Origin of the sequence: Pseudomonas sp. NPDC086566 (assembly GCF_050280885.1) — a bacterium.
In the GTDB taxonomy this organism is placed as follows: domain Bacteria; phylum Pseudomonadota; class Gammaproteobacteria; order Pseudomonadales; family Pseudomonadaceae; genus Aquipseudomonas; species Aquipseudomonas vlassakiae.
The window spans coordinates 133,319-150,015 of record NZ_JBNNWD010000011.1; the positions used below are offsets into that span (position 1 = coordinate 133,319).

16 protein-coding genes are annotated in these 16,697 nt (G+C 63.3%); all 16 read right to left on the minus strand.

What is annotated here, in order from left to right:
- Positions 1-28 precede the first annotated feature (28 nt).
- The 16 genes from ACQKPS_RS23705 to pseB all read right to left on the minus strand — a co-directional run bounded on the left by ACQKPS_RS23705 (position 29) and on the right by pseB (position 16,555).
- Positions 29-1,405 (minus strand): sigma-54-dependent transcriptional regulator, encoded by a 1,377-nt coding sequence (locus tag ACQKPS_RS23705; RefSeq protein ID WP_427605715.1) that lies wholly within the window; start codon positions 1,403-1,405, stop codon positions 29-31.
- Complete coding sequence (locus ACQKPS_RS23710; RefSeq protein ID WP_427605716.1) at positions 1,405-2,622, minus strand: sensor histidine kinase; 1,218 nt, start codon at positions 2,620-2,622, stop codon at positions 1,405-1,407. The genes ACQKPS_RS23705 and ACQKPS_RS23710 overlap by 1 nt, the downstream gene beginning before the upstream one ends.
- Positions 2,623-2,826: 204 nt before the next feature.
- Positions 2,827-4,302: a transcriptional regulator FleQ gene (gene fleQ / locus ACQKPS_RS23715; RefSeq protein WP_254484312.1), complete on the minus strand. Its 1,476-nt coding sequence runs from the start codon at positions 4,300-4,302 to the stop codon at positions 2,827-2,829.
- A gap of 167 nt (positions 4,303-4,469) precedes the next feature.
- A complete protein-coding gene (locus ACQKPS_RS23720) occupies positions 4,470-4,766 on the minus strand; it encodes a flagellar protein FliT (RefSeq protein ID WP_427605717.1) in 297 nt (98 codons plus the stop codon).
- A gap of 8 nt (positions 4,767-4,774) precedes the next feature.
- Entirely contained in the window at positions 4,775-5,158 is a 384-nt protein-coding gene (fliS, locus tag ACQKPS_RS23725; protein WP_313202075.1) for a flagellar export chaperone FliS, read from the minus strand.
- A 176-nt stretch (positions 5,159-5,334) separates the two neighbouring features.
- Positions 5,335-6,744, minus strand: a complete 1,410-nt coding sequence (fliD, locus tag ACQKPS_RS23730) for a flagellar filament capping protein FliD (RefSeq protein ID WP_427605718.1) — start codon at positions 6,742-6,744, stop codon at positions 5,335-5,337.
- Between the two features lie 77 nt (positions 6,745-6,821).
- Entirely contained in the window at positions 6,822-7,184 is a 363-nt protein-coding gene (locus ACQKPS_RS23735) for a flagellar protein FlaG (protein ID WP_254484296.1), read from the minus strand.
- A 69-nt stretch (positions 7,185-7,253) separates the two neighbouring features.
- Positions 7,254-8,108, minus strand: coding sequence for a flagellin domain-containing protein (locus ACQKPS_RS23740; protein WP_254484294.1), 855 nt, complete (start codon positions 8,106-8,108; stop codon positions 7,254-7,256).
- Positions 8,109-8,325: 217 nt separating this feature from the next.
- Positions 8,326-8,574, minus strand: a complete 249-nt coding sequence (locus ACQKPS_RS23745) for a hypothetical protein (RefSeq protein ID WP_427605719.1) — start codon at positions 8,572-8,574, stop codon at positions 8,326-8,328.
- A complete protein-coding gene (locus tag ACQKPS_RS23750) occupies positions 8,571-9,863 on the minus strand; it encodes a motility associated factor glycosyltransferase family protein (protein WP_427605720.1) in 1,293 nt (430 codons plus the stop codon). The genes ACQKPS_RS23745 and ACQKPS_RS23750 overlap by 4 nt, the downstream gene beginning before the upstream one ends.
- 53 nt (positions 9,864-9,916) lie before the next feature.
- A complete protein-coding gene (locus ACQKPS_RS23755; RefSeq protein ID WP_254484283.1) occupies positions 9,917-10,861 on the minus strand; it encodes a ketoacyl-ACP synthase III in 945 nt (314 codons plus the stop codon).
- A 279-nt stretch (positions 10,862-11,140) separates the two neighbouring features.
- Positions 11,141-12,193 (minus strand): pseudaminic acid synthase, encoded by a 1,053-nt coding sequence (pseI, locus tag ACQKPS_RS23760; protein WP_254484281.1) that lies wholly within the window; start codon positions 12,191-12,193, stop codon positions 11,141-11,143.
- Between the two features lie 3 nt (positions 12,194-12,196).
- Positions 12,197-13,672 carry a UDP-2,4-diacetamido-2,4,6-trideoxy-beta-L-altropyranose hydrolase gene (gene pseG / locus ACQKPS_RS23765; RefSeq protein WP_254484279.1) on the minus strand — a complete coding sequence of 492 codons (1,476 nt, stop codon included), beginning with the start codon at positions 13,670-13,672 and terminating at the stop codon, positions 12,197-12,199.
- Positions 13,669-14,394, minus strand: a complete 726-nt coding sequence (gene pseF, locus ACQKPS_RS23770) for a pseudaminic acid cytidylyltransferase (protein ID WP_254484277.1) — start codon at positions 14,392-14,394, stop codon at positions 13,669-13,671. The genes pseG and pseF overlap by 4 nt, the downstream gene beginning before the upstream one ends.
- The gene (gene pseC, locus ACQKPS_RS23775) at positions 14,391-15,557 is read right to left on the minus strand and encodes a UDP-4-amino-4,6-dideoxy-N-acetyl-beta-L-altrosamine transaminase (protein ID WP_254484275.1); all 1,167 of its coding nucleotides are present in this window, start codon (positions 15,555-15,557) and stop codon (positions 14,391-14,393) included. Before pseC ends, pseF begins: the two co-directional genes overlap by 4 nt.
- Positions 15,554-16,555 carry a UDP-N-acetylglucosamine 4,6-dehydratase (inverting) gene (pseB, locus tag ACQKPS_RS23780; protein WP_254484273.1) on the minus strand — a complete coding sequence of 334 codons (1,002 nt, stop codon included), beginning with the start codon at positions 16,553-16,555 and terminating at the stop codon, positions 15,554-15,556. The genes pseC and pseB overlap by 4 nt, the downstream gene beginning before the upstream one ends.
- Between the last annotated feature and the right edge of the window lie 142 nt (positions 16,556-16,697).

A 16,697-nucleotide genomic window follows, 5' to 3' on the forward strand; every position in this document is an offset into this window, starting at 1 on the left:
CCGCCCCGCAAACCTATAAATGACTGTTTCAGCCGAACAGGCTGGCTTCCACATCGAGCCCGGCATCACGCATCTGCGCCAGCTTGTAGCGCAAGGTACGCGGGCTGATGCCAAGCTTTTCGGCAGCTTCCTTACGCCGCCCACGCTCGGCGCGCAGGGTGTCGATGATCATCTGAAATTCATGGCGACGCATGTCGTCACCCAGGCCACCGGAGTCCTGCGTCACCGCCACAGGTGATGCCGATACCGCCACCGCCCCTGCAGCCGACAATGGAATGGCGCCTGCCAGACAGAAATCTGCCGCCTCGATCACCCCGCCCTGCTGCAGGATCAACGCCCGCTGCACAGCATTATCCAGCTCGCGCACGTTGCCCGGCCAGGCATGCGCCTGCAGGCAGGCACGCGCCCCGGCTGACAGCCGCACTGGCGCATGCTTCATCTTCGCCACGTGGCGGGCGAGCAAGCGCTCGGCCAGCGGCAGGATATCGCCGGCACGCTCGCGCAGCGGCTGCCAGGCCAGCGGGAATACCGAAAGGCGGTAGTACAGGTCTTCGCGGAAGCGCCCCGCCGCCACTTCGCCGGCCATGTCGCGGTTGCTGGTAGCCAGCACGCGGATATCCAGGGCGATCGGCTTGCGCCCACCGACCCGCTCCACCTCGCGCTCCTGCAGCACCCGCAATAACTTGGCTTGCAGGCCAAGGGGCATCTCGGAGATCTCGTCGAGCAGCAAGGTGCCGCCCTCGGCCTGCTCGAACTTGCCGGCCTGGGCAGCGATGGCCCCGGTGAAAGCGCCCTTCTCGTGGCCGAACAGCGTGGCCTCGAGCATGTTGTCCGGGATCGCCGCGCAGTTGATCGCAACGAATGGCTGCGCCGCCCGCGGCGACTGCTGATGGATGTAGCGCGCCAATACCTCCTTGCCGGTACCCGACTCGCCGGAAATGAGCACGGTCGAGTCGCTGCGGGCCACACGCGCTGCCAGCTCCAGCAGCTGCCGGCTGGCGGCCTCGCACGCCACCGGCCCCTCATCGTCGGCTGCTGTCAGGCGCCCGGCGGCATGGCGCTCGACCAGGCTCAGCAACGCCTTGGACTCGAACGGCTTGACCAGGTAGTCCGCAGCCCCCTGGCGCATGGCCTCCACGGCGCGCTCGACGGCCGCGTGGGCGGTCATCAGCAACACCGGCAAATGTGGATGGTGCCGTCGCAGCTGGGCCAGCAACTCATGCCCATCCATTCCCGGCATGTTCACGTCGCTGACCACCAGGCTGTAAGCCTCGCCCAGCACTGCCTCCAGCGCCTCCTCGGCACTGCCGACCGCATCGAAGGCAAACCCGCCGATCTCCAGGGTATCGCCCAGCGCCTGGCGCAAGACGCGGTCATCCTCGACCAGCAGCACCTTGATTGCCATCACACGACCTCCGTTGCCTGCCCGTCGATCAACGGCAGCTCAACTTTTACACAGGTGCCACGCCCGACCTTCGAGCGCAGCTGCAGCTTGCCTTGGTGCGCACGCACCACAGCCTTGACCACCGCCAGCCCAAGCCCTGTTCCAGTGGCTTTGGTAGTCAAGAACGGTTCGCCCAGACGCCCCAGCAATTCGGCATCGATGCCACTGCCCGCATCGCTGATGTTCAGGTGCAAGGTACGTTCCCGGCGGAACAGGTGCACCTTCAGCCGAGCCGGGCTGTAACTGGCCTGCAAGGCGTTCTCGACCACGTTGAGCAAGGCGCCGACCAGGGTGTCGCGATTGCACAGCAACTCGCCCAGATGACTGTCGCACTGCCAGCGCACAGCATGCCCTTGCACGTGGGGCTGAGCCGCTTGCTGCAGCGCCTGGAACAGGGCCTTGGGGGTCAAACGATCACCCAGCGGCAGTTCACCACGGGCAAACACCAGCATGTCGCGCACCTGGTGCTCCAGCTCATGCAGGCGCTCTTTGAGGCTGCCGGCGAAGCGCTGGCGGGTTTCTGGCGCGAGCTCGCGCTCGCCATCGGCCAGATGGCTGGCATAGAGCATGGCCGCCGACAGCGGCGTACGGATCTGGTGCGCCAGCGAGGCGACCATGCGCCCGAGCGAAGACAAGCGCTCGTGCCGGGCCAGCTGGTCTTGCAGACGGCGGGTTTCAGTCAGGTCGTTGAGCAACACCAGCTGGCCGGGCTCGGCATCCAGCGAGCGGGTGGCGATGGACAGGCGGCGGCCATCGCGTAGCGAGACCTCATGGCCGTCGTCCTTGCGCGGGGCGAAGCTGCGCGCGATCACCTGGCGCCACAGCTGGCCGATCAGGGGCTCGCCGAGCAACTGGCAGGCTGCCGGGTTGGCTTCACGCACCCGGCCCTGGTCGTCTATCACGATCACCCCGCCTGGCAGCAGGTCGAGCAGGTTCTGCAAGCGGTTGGCCAAGCGCTCCTTTTCGTTCAGCTCGGCCATGCGCTGCGCGCCGACCACCGCCAGCTCGCCCTTGAGCTCGCTGACACGGGCTTCGAGCATGCTGTAGGACTGGTTGAGCTGGGAGGACACCTGGTTGAACAGGGCGAATGCCTGCTCCAGGCCCTGTCGACTCTCCTGTTCGACCGGGGTATGCCCCTGCGGATCAGGGACTCGGGAAAAGTGGGCGGCCTGGGGCATCGTGCTCTCTCGCATGGCTGACCGTCATAAAAACGGTGTGATGCCAGCGGTGTAGCAATAGCCGTGCCGGGGATGGGGATTTGCTTCTACAGACCCGACCTCTTCGCGGGGCAAGCCCGCTCCCACAGGGACTCCACAATATTCGCCATTGTGGTGATCCTGTGGGAGCGGGCTTGCCCCGCGAAGAGGCCGGCACAGGCGGAATCAGTCTTCTACCTGATCCTCGCCGCCCTGGCGGCTCATGCCGTACTTGCGCATCTTCTCGACCAGGGTGGTGCGGCGAATGCGCAAACGTTCAGCCGCCCGCGCAACGATACCGTTGGCATCGTCCAGCGCCTGCTGGATCAGGCCCTGCTCGAGGCTACCGAGGTAGTCCTTGAGGTCCAGGCCCTCGGGCGGCAACATGGCAGGGTTGCTGAAGTTGGGCGCATGGCCATTGATTGCCACGCGCTCTTCGAGGTCGCTGCGCAGGCTGTCGACCAGCTGCTCGTCCTCGTCATCGATGTAGCGGAACTTCTTCGGCAGCTCCGACACCCCGATCACCCCATACGGGTGCATGATCGCCATGCGCTCGACCAGGTTGGCCAGCTCCCGGACGTTGCCCGGCCAGCCATGCCGGCACAGCGACATGATCGAGGCGGAGTTGAAGCGGATCGAACCGCGCTTCTCGTGCTCCATGCGCGAAATCAGCTCGTTCATCAGCAACGGGATGTCTTCCACGCGCTCGCGCAGAGGCGCCATCTCGATGGGGAACACATTGAGGCGGTAATACAGGTCTTCGCGGAACGTCCCGCCCTCGATCATGGTTTCGAGGTTCTTGTGGGTCGCCGCAATGATGCGCACGTCGATGCTCTGGGTCTTGTTGCTGCCCACGCGCTCGAAGGTACGCTCCTGTAGCACACGCAGCAGCTTGACCTGCATCGGCAACGGCATGTCGCCGATCTCGTCGAGAAACAGCGTACCGCCATTGGCCAGCTCGAAGCGCCCGGCACGGCTGGTGATCGCGCCGGTGAAGGCGCCCTTCTCATGGCCGAACAGTTCGCTTTCCAGCAATTCGGCAGGGATCGCCCCGCAGTTGACCGGCACGAACGGCGCTTCGCGGCGCTTGGAGTGGTAGTGCAGGTTGCGCGCGACCACCTCCTTGCCAGTGCCGGACTCGCCAAGGATCAACACGCTGGCGTCGGTATCGGCCACCTGCTGCATCATCTGCCGCACATGCTGGATGGCCCGGCTGGTGCCGACCAGGCTGCGGAACAGGTTGGGCTCGCGCTGACGACCGCGCTCCCGGGCCTGGTCGTACATCTCGCGATAGACCTGGGCACGGTGCAGCGAATCGAGCAACTGGCTGTAGCTCGGCGGCATTTCGAGATTGGACAGGACCCGACGGCGCAGCTCTTCCGGGAAGTCCACAGAAGAAATTTCACCAATCAGCAAAACCGGAAGGAACTCATCCCACCCAGCCACTGTCTTAAGCAACCCAAGCACATTGCCCGGAGCATTGACGGTACCGATCAGCACGCAGAGCACTTCACGACTCGAAGAGAGGTTCCCTACAACCTGCTGCCAGTCCTGGCTGGAGCAAGGGAGGTTTTCTTCGCCGAGAAAGTTCAGGACCACCGCCAGATCGCGGCGGCGTGCACTGTCGTCATCGATCAGGAGAATCTTGGTTTCACGCCACATGCAATAGCAACTTCCCTAGTCATATCGGCGCCCTTCTCAGGGCATGCTCGACATCTCCGACTGAATGGTCAGTGTTCGGACGTCTGAAATTCGAAAACAGCCACTAGTAAAGTCAAAAAAGCCGATGCAGTCAAATTAATGGCGCCCGGCTTTTTGCACATCCGTGGTCAGGTGAACATATGGTATACCTTGGCGGCATTTTTCGCCTGACGGATTTGTGTTATCTCGTCGACTATTGATTGACGCTCGCTACTTGCAACATCAATCAATTGCCCGTAGACCACGAGCAACTCCTCCAGACTCGAACGCACCGCGGCCTCATTGCTGAGCGCTTCGGCCAGCACATCCTCGACACAGACACGGCACGCAAGGTCAAGCTCACCGACAGCCTGCCAGTCGCGGCTGGCCAACGCCGCAAGCAACTCGTCGCGGGTCTGCTCGATACGCTCGATCACCTTGCTCATACACCCTCCTACTGTGCGCCGATGGCGTCCCAGCCTTCCTTGACAGTGATCAACAGATCCCTGACTTCATCGAGAATCGCCGGATCGTTCTTCATGTTGGCCTCGCTCAGGCGACGCGTCATGTACAAGTACAGGCTGTCGAGGCGATTGAGCTCTTCGGTCATGTTGTCGCGGTCCAGGCCGTCACGCAGCCCACCGATGATGGCGATGGCCTTGCCGATGGCGATACCCTTGCCAGCAATATCCTTGCGCTGCATCGCACCACTCGCCTGGGCAATACGGTCCAGGCCGCCTTCCATCAGCAGTTGCACCAGACGATGCGGGCTCGCCTCGGAGGTCTGCGCCTGGGCGCCAATCTTCTGGTACTGCCGAAGGGCTAACATTGGGTTCATGGGTACCTCGTCACCACGGGGGTTACTGTATGACCGGGCTATCGGCGCGGCGTCAAAAAACTTTAGCGAGCATACAAAAAGCCCGACGGAGCGTCACGCTTCGTCGGGCTTTTGGCGTTGGCCTTTCAACCTCGAGCAGCACTCGGGCGATGCCGGGCGGATCAGGCCCTATGCCGTCAGGAGTTCTTCTGCTGGGCCGCCATTGCCTCGAAAATGGACGTCACGGTGTCGCGCTGGGAGTTCAGCTGGCCGACCAGGGTGTCCATGTTGTTGTACTTCTTGGTCAACGAAGCCTCGAGGTCCTTGATGCGCGCATCGAGCGAGGACTGCTCCAACTCCAGCGATTTCTTCGCCGACTCCAGCGATTTGCTGCGGGTATCCAGAACACCGCCACTCGCCGAGTACGGCTCCATGGCCTTGGTCAGGCGATCCAGCATGCCGCCATCACCATTGAACAGGTTCTGCACCTCGCCACCGAGCTTCTGGTCGGTAATGGCCTTGGTGAACTTGGTGGCGTCGAACTCCAGCATACCGCTGGCCTGGGAGGTATTGATACCCAGCTGCGACATCACGGTCAGCTGCCCGGAACCTGACGTCGACGGCACCACCAGCTCATTGCGCAGCGCAGTCAACATGCCGCTCACTGCAGAGTCACCCGCCAGCGCCGGGGTGGACCAGGTACCATCGGTGTTCTGCACGGCCTTGCTGACGCTGTTGATGTTCAGAACCAGCGCGTTGTAGGCATCGACGAAAGACTGCACGGAGGCCTTCAGGCCATCGGTGTTGGCGGTCACACCGATCGATACCGCCGACAGGGTGTCTGTCGTGGCCAGGAGTTCGAAGGTCATGCCGCTGATCGCGTTGTCGACCTTGTTCGACTTGCTGGTAAGCGCCATGCCATCGATGTTGAACTCGGCGTCCTTGGCCAGCTCGCCAATGCGACCAGCACCACCGGCAGCGGTCATTTCGGCTGCCGGACTGATGGTCATCACGCCAGACACGGAGATGTCCGAATCCTTGCCCATGGTGTCGGAGCTCAACACCAGGCGCGAGCCCTGCCCATCGTTGACGATGTTGGCAGTGAAGCCTTTGGCAGTGGCTTGGGCGTTGATGGCATCACGGGTCTGCTGCAGCGTGGCACCGGCCGGAATGGTGACATCGACGCTGGCGCCGTTCTGGGTCAGGGTCAGGGTACCGCCACTGGCGGATACCACCGAACTGCTGTCGGTGTAGCGATCACTGGCCACCCGCGAGGCGGTAGCCAGTTGCGATACCTGCACCGAATAGCTGCCATTGACCGCCGAGCTGCCAGCCGTGGCCTTGACCGCCTTGTCGTTGGAGCTGGTAGCCACCGACCCCAGAAAAGCCGGGGTGTCGCTGCTGTTGAGCTTGTCCAGCGCAGACTTGAAAGCCGCCAATGCGCTCTTGATACCACCCACCGCCGAAATCGACGCCGTGTTGGCCGAGGTACGACGGTCAAGCTGACTCTGCTTGGGGGTTTTCTCGGCATCAACCAGGGCCTTCACAATGGCCGTAGTATCGAGACCGGAACCCAGCCCCAAACTCGGTAGAATTGGACTTGCCATTACAAACTCCTTATCTGGTAAACACCAACAAGCTCAACCGCCCCTGCACCAGAGAGGGCGAATCGGTCGGCAGGCCGTCAGGCCTTGATATCGAAAAGCACGCTGTTGGCACCTTGCAGGCTGCGGGCCAGTTCCAGCGCGGTTTCCGAGGGGATCTGGCGAATCACTTCACCGCTGTCGCGGGCGACCACCTTGACCACCCAAGTGCCGGTGGAATCATCCACCGAAAATTCCAGGTTGCGCTGCAACGACTGGACGAAATCCTGTATTTCCTTCACGGCCGAGTGTAGCTCTGTCTCGTTACCGGAGGCTGTAGCGTCTTGTAGCTGCGATGCATCGCGGACCTGCCCGAAGGCCTTAAGTGCCGCATCATCCTTGTGCACGTTGCCGGCTACCGACGACAACGGATACGACGGGCTCGACTTTACGCTTATGTCCATCGTGCATCACCTCTGAAAGTAAAAAGCGAGAGAGTGCGCAGGCACCCTCTCGCTGATTGCATCACGCTATTACTGAAGCAGTTTCAGTACGGCGGATGGCAGTTGGTTGGCCTGGGCCAGAACTGCGGTCGAAGCTTGCTGCAGGGTTTGCTGCTTGGTCAACTGAGCGGTTTCTGCTGCGAAGTCGGTGTCTTGAACACGACCCATTGCGGCAGCCGAGTTCTCGTTCATGCTTTGCAGGTTGTTGATGGTCGACTGGAAGCGGTTCTGGATGGCACCCAGGTCCGACTTGGTGTCGTTCACGGTCTGCAGAGCGGTGTCGATTGCGTCGATAGCAGCGTCAGCCGCGGTGTGGACGGCGGCATCGGTAGTACCCGAGATCGCCAGGGTACCGGTGCCAACACCCAGGGTCGAAGCTGCGAACGAGGTGCTCAGGGAAACGGTCAGGGTCTGGCTGGAGCCAGTCATCGCGCCAACCTGGAACTCCATGTCGCCAGCCGAACCGTCCAGCAGTTGCTTGCTGGTGCCGTAGGTGGTGGACGAAGCGATACGGGTGATTTCGTCGGACTTGGCAGCGAACTCTTTGTTCAGAGCGGCACGTTCAGTGGTGCCGTTCGAGTCGTTTCGAGCTTGCAGAGCCAGCTCACGCATACGCTGCAGGATGTTGGTGATTTCCGACAGAGCGCCTTCAGCGGTCTGGGTGATCGAGTTACCGTCGTTGGCGTTCTTGATGGCAACGGTGGTACCGGTGACCATGGTCTGCAGCTTGGTGGCGATCTGCTGGCCAGCGGCGTCGTCCTTGGCGCTGTTGATGCGCAGGCCCGAGGACAGACGGGTCATCGAAGTGCCCAGAGCGTCGGAAGCTTTGTTCAGGTTCTTCTGCACGCCCAGCGAAGTGGTGTTGGTGTTTACGGTTAATGCCATGACGAATTCCTCGTTGGATGGATACTGCGGCTTCCGGCCCTGGCATCCGCCGGGTGTGGCCTAGAGAACCTTCGTAATGGTTATCGTCGGGTTTGCAAGTTGCTTTAGGGGTTTTTCAAAAAAAAATGCCATCACGGCGCCACCCCTTGCAATCCGGGCTTTGCAGCCCACCCCAGCGGCGCGACGGCTGCAGGCATAATGTGACGCAGATCACATTTCAGCTCGAGGGGGCCTGCTCGATCAGGTGGCACAGTTCGTATTCGAGGTAGTCGGCCAGTGCCAGCCAGTCCTGGCGTTGCTGCGCATCGAACATGGCCTGCACTACCACCGCACCCGCCTGGGAATCGAACAAAGGCAGTACCTGGTCGAACAGATCAACCATACGCAACGCCCCCTCCACATCCCGCCCTAGACGGAACAGCGCGGCGCATTCACGGGCAGCGGTACAGTAACTGGCGACATTCATGGGCAGAAAACCGGGTCGTAGGCGGTACCGGCTATCAGTGCGCCGGCCCGACTGGTGTTATAGAACCTCACGTGGGGATGATGCGCGATGAACCGCTCCAGCTCGACCAGGTAGCCGCGGAAGTTCAGCTGGGTACGCACCCGCCGGCCATGGCCATCCAGCACCCAGTGACGGGACGCCGAAATGGCCGGGCCGAGCACACCATCGCCCCAGCCGGTATGGGTGCGGTCGCCAGGGAAGGCGAAATCTGCGCCGAACAAGGTAATGCTGCTCGCCCCCATCTTCACCGCCAGGTCCGTCGCCGGGTGAATCACACTGCCGCCCACGAACAGTTCGGCGCGCGGTATCGCTTCACGCACCCGGGCATACAACGCACTGCTGGAGTAGGCGCTGTAGCGCGGTCCGCGCCAGTTGCCGAGCAGCTCGACATCCAGCATCGGCATGTACACCAGGGTGGTTGCCGCCGAGTCGTCCGGCGGCAAGTGATGGATGCGGATCTTGTGGTCGACGCTGACCACGATGTCCGGCTGGATACCGGCGCGCAGCAGTGGCAGGTATGCGGTATCGACGCAAATGAACAGCGGCCGCTCGACCTGCGCACGCACCCTTGCCAGGGCCGGCAGGTGCGCGCCCAGGCTCGGCCCCGTGGCGATCACGTAGCAGTCACGCCCCGTCTGGGTCGCGAACAGCGCTGCCACATCAGGGTCCTGACGCAGCAGCGGCAAGCTGTCTTCAAGCAGTTGCTGAAGGCGCGGATCGGCCACATCGAAGGCGCGGTTGTTGTCTGCCAGGTGCGCCTCGCTGATCAGTCGATCGCGAATCTTCGCATTGAAGTCATCGGCCAGCACCAACTCGGAGGGCAAGGCGAAGAACGGCAGGGCAATTTCCAGGCTGTCACCCGCGTAGGTCAACTCGACCCGGGGGTCGGCGAGCCAGTCGGACTGATCGAGCAATTGCAGCACCAGGTGGAACAAGGCGCCATTGAGCAGGTGCAGCTGCAGCCGGTCGAGCTCTGGCCGTTCCAGCAGTACGCGCTGCAGATCACCCAGGCCAGCGCCATAGAGATGCACGGTGGAACTGCCTGCCGGCAGGCTTTGCGCCTGCAGGCGCGCTTCTGCCAACCGGTCGTGACGGCTGGTGAGCTGGATGCCGGATACGCTCAGGGTAGACCCCAGGCCCTCCACCAGCTCGACCTCGAGGGCCTCGCCTGCCTCAACCAGCAGGCGCTCCAGCAGCGCCGGCCAGCGGCGCTGCAGTACTTCAGCGTTACGCTGGAAAAACTCGCTCATGGGTTGAGCTTCCCTTACCTGCGAAACACCGAAGGGTAACCTAATGGTGGCGGTTATTCAGCCTTGTACAGAATCGCCGAACCCCAAGACAGGCCGACGCCGAAGCCGCTGATGGCCACACGCTTCCAGTTACCGTCGAACATGTGCTTCTGCAGCAGCAGCGGAACGCTGGAGGATACAGTGTTACCGGTCTCCAGCATGTCCTTGACGAACTTGTCAGCCTGGGATTTTTCCGGGTCTTCCTCGAAGCGCCGCGCCACGGCATCGACGATCGCCGCACTGCCCTGGTGGATGCAGAAAGCGTCGATATCCTTGTTTTCGAGGCCCGACTCGCCCAGCAGCTCGTGCAGGTGCGCCGGCACCTTGATCAGGGCGAAGTTGAACACCTGACGACCGTTCATGTAGAACTCGCCATCGGTCACCTTCAGGTGTGGTGCGCCGGCGCCGTCGGTGCCGAACTTCGACTTGCCCAGCTGCCAGGTGGCATCCTCACCCATCCAGGTGGCGGTAGCGGCGTCGCCGAACAGCATGGTGGTATTGCGGTCTTCCGGGTTGACGATCTTCGAATACGGGTCGGCGGTCACCAGCAGGCCGTTCTTCAGGCCAGTGGCCTCCATGAAGCCCTTGAGCGCATAAATGCCATAGACGTAGCCGGAGCACCCCAGGGAAATGTCGAAGGCCGCAACATGGGTCGGCAGGCCGAGCTTGTGCTGGACGATGGCAGCGGTGTGCGGCAAGCCTTCCTCGTCGCCATTCTGGGTAACGACGATCAGCGCATCGATCGACTCACGCTTGAGTTGCGGGTTGGCGGCGAACAGGTTGTTGACCGCCTCCACGCACAGATCGGAAGTTTCCTGCTCAGCGTCCTTGCGTGGCAGGAAGCTCGCGCCGATCTTGCCGAACATGAACTCTTCGTCCTTGCCGAATTTCGCGCCTTGCACATAGTTGTCCAGGCCGGAAGCGGGCACATAGCTCGCGATGCTTTTAATGCCGATCATCATGGCTTCCCAAAAAAAAACAGCTCAATACCGCCGCCCGGATGACTCGAGCAGCGCCAGAATAACGGGGCCTGCCACCGGGTGGATCGGCAGCAGGCGGGGCAGGCAAGCGACGATTGGCACGCCGGCCCCATTTACGGTTACAGAGAGAGATGCCCGCTCTGACCGATAGGTCACGAATATTTCCAGACAATCGCACATTTTGCCCAGGTGAGTCACCTCGACATTGTGCTAGCGGGCTCACCTGCCCTGGGGAACACGCCCCGATCGGGGCGTGCTTCAGTCGAGCAGCGACCAGTCCAGTGCCGTGCCACGCTTGAGCGGTTGCCGGGCCTTGCGCCCAAGCACCGCGTCCAGATGCCCTGGCGCCAGCCCCAGGCCTGGGCGGATGGCGCGCACATTGCTGCGGTCAAAGACCTCGCCTGCGGCCATGTCACGCACCACATACAGCGAGCGCCGGAAGCGCCGCGAAGCCTGCTCGGCCTGAGTCGCGCCATAGTAAACCCGCCCCAGCGCCTGCCAGCCGCGCTCGGTTTCCTGCACCAGCGCGGCCATTTCCGTGGGTTCCAGGGAGAACGCCGCATCCACGCCACCCTCGCTGCGGTCGAGGGTGAAGTGCTTTTCCACCACCGTGGCGCCCAGGGCCACCGCCGCTACGGCCACGCCGACCCCCAGCGAGTGATCCGACAGCCCGACCTGGCAGCCGAACAGCTCGCGCATGTGCGGGATGGTCAGCACGTTGCTGTTGTGCGGGCTCGCCGGGTAGGTGCTGGTGCACTTGAGCAGCACCAGATCGCGACACCCCGCCTCCCGCGCCACCTGAACGGTACGCTCGAGCTCCGCCAGGCTGGCCATGCCAGTGGAGATGATCAACGGCTTGCCAGTGGCCGCCACCTTGCGGATCAGCGGCAGGTCGGTGTTCTCGAAGCTGGCGATCTTGTAGGCCGGCACGTCCAGGCCTTCCAGGAAGTCCACCGAGGTTTCGTCGAACGGCGTGGAAAATGCCAGCATGCCCAGTTCACGGGCACGTTCGAAGATTGGCCGATGCCATTCCCATGGGGTATGGGCCTTCTGGTAAAGCGCATAAAGCGATGAACCCTGCCAGAGGCTGCCAGGGTCGGCGATGAAGAACTCGCCATGGGCCAGGTCCAGGGTCATGGTGTCGGCGGTGTAGGTTTGCAACTTCAGTGCATGGGCACCCGCAGCAGCGGCCGCCTCGACGATCTCCAGGGCGCGTGCCAGCGACTGGTTGTGATTGCCGCTCATCTCCGCAATCACCAGCGGTGGCTGGTCCGCGCCGACAGGGCGGTGGCCGATGTTGAAACTGTGCATGGGCTACTCCTGGAAAACCCGCTCGAACGAGCACGGCGACTGCACGAAGCCGGCACCCGCGAATAATTGCAATGACGCCTGATTGTCTGGCAGCACCTGGGCTTCGATCACCTCAAGGTCCGGCCATCGTTCACGTGCGCAGGCCTCGCCACGGGCGAGCAGCACCCTGCCCCAGCCCAGGCCGAAACGCCCCGCAAAGAGGTACAGCGACACTCGCGCACGCCGGCCCGGCAGGCGGTCGTAGCGCACGCTGCCGACCGGCCCGTCGGTGGTTTCGGCGATCAGCAGCAGGCGCTGCCGGTCGGCCAAGGTCGCGGCCAGCCAGGCTTGATGATCGGGCCAGTGCAATGCTTGCCCCTGCTGCGAACGGCGCCGTACCTCGGGTGCGTCGCGCCCGTCGAACAACAGTCGCGCGTCTTCATTACGGGCCGGGCGCAGCACCAGTTGCTCGCCCAGCAGGGCTACCGCCACCCGCTGCGCACCGCGGCCATCGACCAGGGTACGACTGCGTTCGGCGAAGCACTGGCGCAGCGCCTGGTTACCCAGCAGCAAGGCAATCGCCTGGCGCAGCGCCGCCACGTCGACCTGCCCGGCCTCGCCCAGATAAAGGTGCATGCCCGCCCGCGCCATGGCCTCGGCGCCGATGCGCTGGTTGTCCGCCACGCTGACGCACAGGCTTGGCAAACCCAGCGCGGCGCGCTCCCAGGTGGTGCCGCCAGCAGCGCCGATGAACAGGTGCGCCGCAGCCATCCGTGCCGGCAGGTCATCGACAAAGTCATGCAGCTCCCAGCCTGGCTGCCCGGCGCACAACTGGCGCAACAGCTCGCCATGGGCATGATTGAGCCCGGCGATGCAGGTCACCTGCAGCCCTTCCAGCCCGGCCAGCGCTTGCAACGTCAGCGGTAGCATGCCGGCCACGTCGAAACCACCGAAGCTGACCAACACCCGTCGTGCCTGCTGTGGCGGTGAACTCACCGCCCTCTGGAACTCGGGCCGGACCAGTGCATATCGAGGCCCCAGCAAACGCCGGCATGTCGGTGCAAGCAAGGGCGCGTAGCGCGCCTCGCTGGCGCCGAAATTCTGATCCAGCAGCAGGTCGGCCGCATGATCGCGGTCGGCCAGGTCATCGATGACCGCGATTCGCCGGGCGAATACCCGGGCAGCCTGCTCCCAGCGCGCGTCCAGGGCGTAATGATCGACGATCACCCAGTCAAACCCGGCATTTGCAGGCAACACGGCGCGCAGCGCAGCGATGTCCGCCGCCCAGCCTTCGATGCCCGGCGCATGCTCGGGCTGCGGCCAGGCAAAGACCTCGAAGCCCTCATGCTCGATGGCAGCCCGGCGGTGTCCGTCCAGCAGGCAACAGGCAAAACTGACCTGCGCCCCCTGTGCACGCAACGCCTGGGCCAGCGTCAGGCACCGCGCCGTGTGGCCAATTCCGATGGATGAAGACGCGTCAGCCCGCAACAGCACCTTCATGATTCCAGCTCTCCTCCTGCCTTGAGCGCTGCGTACAGGTACTGCGCGCGCAACCAGTCGTCCTCGGTATCGATGTCCTGCACCAGGTGCCGGGGAAGGATCACTGGCAAGCTGCGCTCGGAATACAGGACCTCGTTCTGCAACCAGGCCTCCACCCGGCCCCAGTAGAACTGGCCGGCATCCTGGTAGGCCGGCGCCAGGTCCTGCGACCGGGTCTCGCGATACTGCGGATTCAGGGGCACCAGCGCGCCCTCGGCATCCAGCGTCAGCGCCCGCTGGACAGGGAAGCCGAAACCGCTCACCGAGAAGGCGAAAGCACGCTCAGGGTGATGCCGCAGCAGTGCCAGCCCCTCGTGCAGGAAGCGCTGCTGCAGGAAAGGCGCAGTGGCATAGATGCAACAGGCATGGGTCAGCACCTGGCCCTGGCGGGTCAGCACCTCCAGGGCATGGCTGATCACCGCGTGGGTGGTCGCATGGTCGTCAGCCAGGTGCGCGGGGCGGCGAAACGGCACCTGCGCGCCATGCTCCCGCGCCACCGCCTCGATTTCCGGATCGTCGGTGCTGACCACCACCTGATCGAACAAGCCACTGGCAAGTGCCACGCGAATCGAATGGGCGATGATCGGCAGCCCCGCAAACGCCTTGAGGTTCTTGCGCGGGATCCGCTTGCTACCCCCGCGGGCTGGAATGATCGCGACGTTGCGTTCCATGCACTCAGTCATGCGTACGGTTCCAGCAAGCCGCGCAAGGTGTCGATCACATGATCCTGCTGCGCCTCGCTCAGGTCCGGATACAAGGGCAGGCTCAGGGCTTGTGCGTAATAGCCTTCGGCCTGGGGAAAGTCCCCAGGCTTGAAACCCAGTTCGCGGTAATACGGTTGCAGGTGAATCGGGATGTAATGAAGATTGACCCCAACCCCCGCAGCCCGCATCCCATCGAAGACCTCCCGCTGCGAACGCTGTATGCGATCACCCTGCAGGCGCACTATGAACAGATGCCAGGCGGATTCGGCCTGCACCTGGGGCTGCTGGACCGTGACCGGCAATTGCGCCAGCAAGCGCTGGTAGCGGGCCGCCAGCTCGCGACGGCGGGAGAGAAACGCATCCAGCCGGGTCAGCTGGGAAAGCCCCAGGGCTGCCTGAAGGTCGGTGATACGGTAGTTGAGCCCCAGCTCGAGCTGCTGATAATACCAGGCACCATGGCTCGCTTCGGTCATCTGGCTTGGGTCACGGGTGATGCCGTGGCTGCGCAGCAGACGCAGGCGCCGGTCAAGGTCGGCCCGATTGCTGAGGACCATGCCGCCTTCGCCAGTGGTAATGATCTTCACCGGGTGGAAACTGAACACTGTCATATCGGCGAATTCGCCGCAGCCGACCGGGTTGCCGGCATAGCGTGCACCGACCGCGTGGGCCGCATCCTCGATCAGCGTGAAGCCATACTGCCGGGCCAGCGCCGCGATCGCCCGCATGTCGGCGCTCTGACCGGCGAATGCCACGGCGACCACCACCTTGGGCAGGCGCCCTTGGCGGGCGGCCTCGGCAAGCTTCAGTGCGAGCGCAGCGGGATCGAGGGTCCAGGTATGCGGGTCGATGTCGACGAAGTCCACGTTGGCCCCGCAATAGCGCCCGCAGTTCGCCGATGCGACGAAACTGATCGGGCTGGTCCACAGCCAGTCCCCGCTGCCCAGACCCGCAGCAAGGCAGGCCAGGTGCAGGCCGGCGGTAGCGTTGCACACAGCCACCGCATGATCCGCACCACAACGCTGGGCAATGGCCTGTTCGAAGCGTTCGATCAGCGGCCCCTGGGTCAACCAGTCGGACTGCAGCACCTCGATCACTGCGGCGATGTCAGACGCATCGATGTTCTGCCGCCCGTAGGGAATCACGCCGGCAGCCCTGGGTGCAGGTCGGCCAGCTGTTGCGCAGTGAGGAAGGCAGGATTGGTGTCGGAACGGTACTCGAAGTCCTCGGCAACCCAGCGACCGGCTTCACCGATGCGATCGACCGCAAAATCGACATCCGTGTGGTTGAAACGGATCGAGGGAACGATGGTGAAATGATCGCCAAACTCCAAGGTCATGCGCGCATCATCCAGCGGGATCATCAACTCGTGCAGCTTTTCCCCCGGGCGGATACCCACCACTTTTTGCGGCAAGTGCCCGGCCATGCCACTGGCGAGGTCGACAATGCGGATGGACGGGATCTTCGGTACGAAGACTTCGCCACCGTGCATGCGGGCAAAACTGTCGAGTACAAACTGCACGCCATGCTCGAGGGTGATCCAGAACCGCGTCATGCGCGGGTCGGTGATCGGCAGCTCGCCGGCGCCCTCTTCGATAAGGCGCTTGAAGAATGGCACCACCGAGCCCCGCGAGCCGGCGACGTTGCCATAGCGCACCACGGCAAAGCGGGTTTCCTGCTGCCCGGCGAAGTTGTTCGCGGCCACGAACAGCTTGTCCGACAGCAGCTTGGTCGCGCCATACAGGTTGATCGGGCTGGCCGCCTTGTCGGTGGAGAGCGCCACGACCTTCTGCACGCCGTTCTCGATCGCAGCGGCAATGATGTTCTCGGCGCCGTTGACGTTGGTGCGGATGCATTCGGTGGGGTTGTACTCGGCAGCGGGTACATGCTTGAGCGCTGCGGCATGGACGACATAGTCGATACCGCGCATGGCCTGACGCACGCGCTCGGCATCACGCACATCGCCGAGGAAGTAGCGCATGCATGGCGCATTGAAGCGCTGCTGCATTTCGTACTGCTTCAGCTCGTCACGGGAGAACACCACAACTCGCCGCGGCCGGTAGAGCTGGAGCAGCCGCTCGATGAAACGGCGCCCGAACGACCCGGTTCCTCCGGAGATGAAAATGGACTTGTCGTCGAACATACGTCGATCCTAGGAGCGGCGCCATCGACTGGCGATGGCGCCCGGTTGCAGGGTCAGGCGGGCGCGCAGCCTACAAATTTCTGACTCGCGCGCGCTGTATCCCACCCCGAAGCAAGATACAGGCCAGCCCCGCAACCCGTCG

Bases quoted from the DNA above. Each gene is read 5' to 3' on its own strand.
- ACQKPS_RS23705 (WP_427605715.1), bottom strand. From the start codon at position 1,405: ATGGCAATCAAGGTGCTGCTGGTCGAGGATGACCGCGTCTTGCGCCAG.
- ACQKPS_RS23710 (WP_427605716.1), bottom strand. From the start codon at position 2,622: ATGCCCCAGGCCGCCCACTTTTCCCGAGTCCCTGATCCGCAGGGGCAT.
- fleQ (WP_254484312.1), bottom strand. From the start codon at position 4,302: ATGTGGCGTGAAACCAAGATTCTCCTGATCGATGACGACAGTGCACGC.
- ACQKPS_RS23720 (WP_427605717.1), bottom strand. From the start codon at position 4,766: ATGAGCAAGGTGATCGAGCGTATCGAGCAGACCCGCGACGAGTTGCTT.
- fliS (WP_313202075.1), bottom strand. From the start codon at position 5,158: ATGAACCCAATGTTAGCCCTTCGGCAGTACCAGAAGATTGGCGCCCAG.
- fliD (WP_427605718.1), bottom strand. From the start codon at position 6,744: ATGGCAAGTCCAATTCTACCGAGTTTGGGGCTGGGTTCCGGTCTCGAT.
- ACQKPS_RS23735 (WP_254484296.1), bottom strand. From the start codon at position 7,184: ATGGACATAAGCGTAAAGTCGAGCCCGTCGTATCCGTTGTCGTCGGTA.
- ACQKPS_RS23740 (WP_254484294.1), bottom strand. From the start codon at position 8,108: ATGGCATTAACCGTAAACACCAACACCACTTCGCTGGGCGTGCAGAAG.
- ACQKPS_RS23745 (WP_427605719.1), bottom strand. From the start codon at position 8,574: ATGAATGTCGCCAGTTACTGTACCGCTGCCCGTGAATGCGCCGCGCTG.
- ACQKPS_RS23750 (WP_427605720.1), bottom strand. From the start codon at position 9,863: ATGAGCGAGTTTTTCCAGCGTAACGCTGAAGTACTGCAGCGCCGCTGG.
- ACQKPS_RS23755 (WP_254484283.1), bottom strand. From the start codon at position 10,861: ATGATCGGCATTAAAAGCATCGCGAGCTATGTGCCCGCTTCCGGCCTG.
- pseI (WP_254484281.1), bottom strand. From the start codon at position 12,193: ATGCACAGTTTCAACATCGGCCACCGCCCTGTCGGCGCGGACCAGCCA.
- pseG (WP_254484279.1), bottom strand. From the start codon at position 13,672: ATGAAGGTGCTGTTGCGGGCTGACGCGTCTTCATCCATCGGAATTGGC.
- pseF (WP_254484277.1), bottom strand. From the start codon at position 14,394: ATGACTGAGTGCATGGAACGCAACGTCGCGATCATTCCAGCCCGCGGG.
- pseB (WP_254484273.1), bottom strand. From the start codon at position 16,555: ATGTTCGACGACAAGTCCATTTTCATCTCCGGAGGAACCGGGTCGTTC.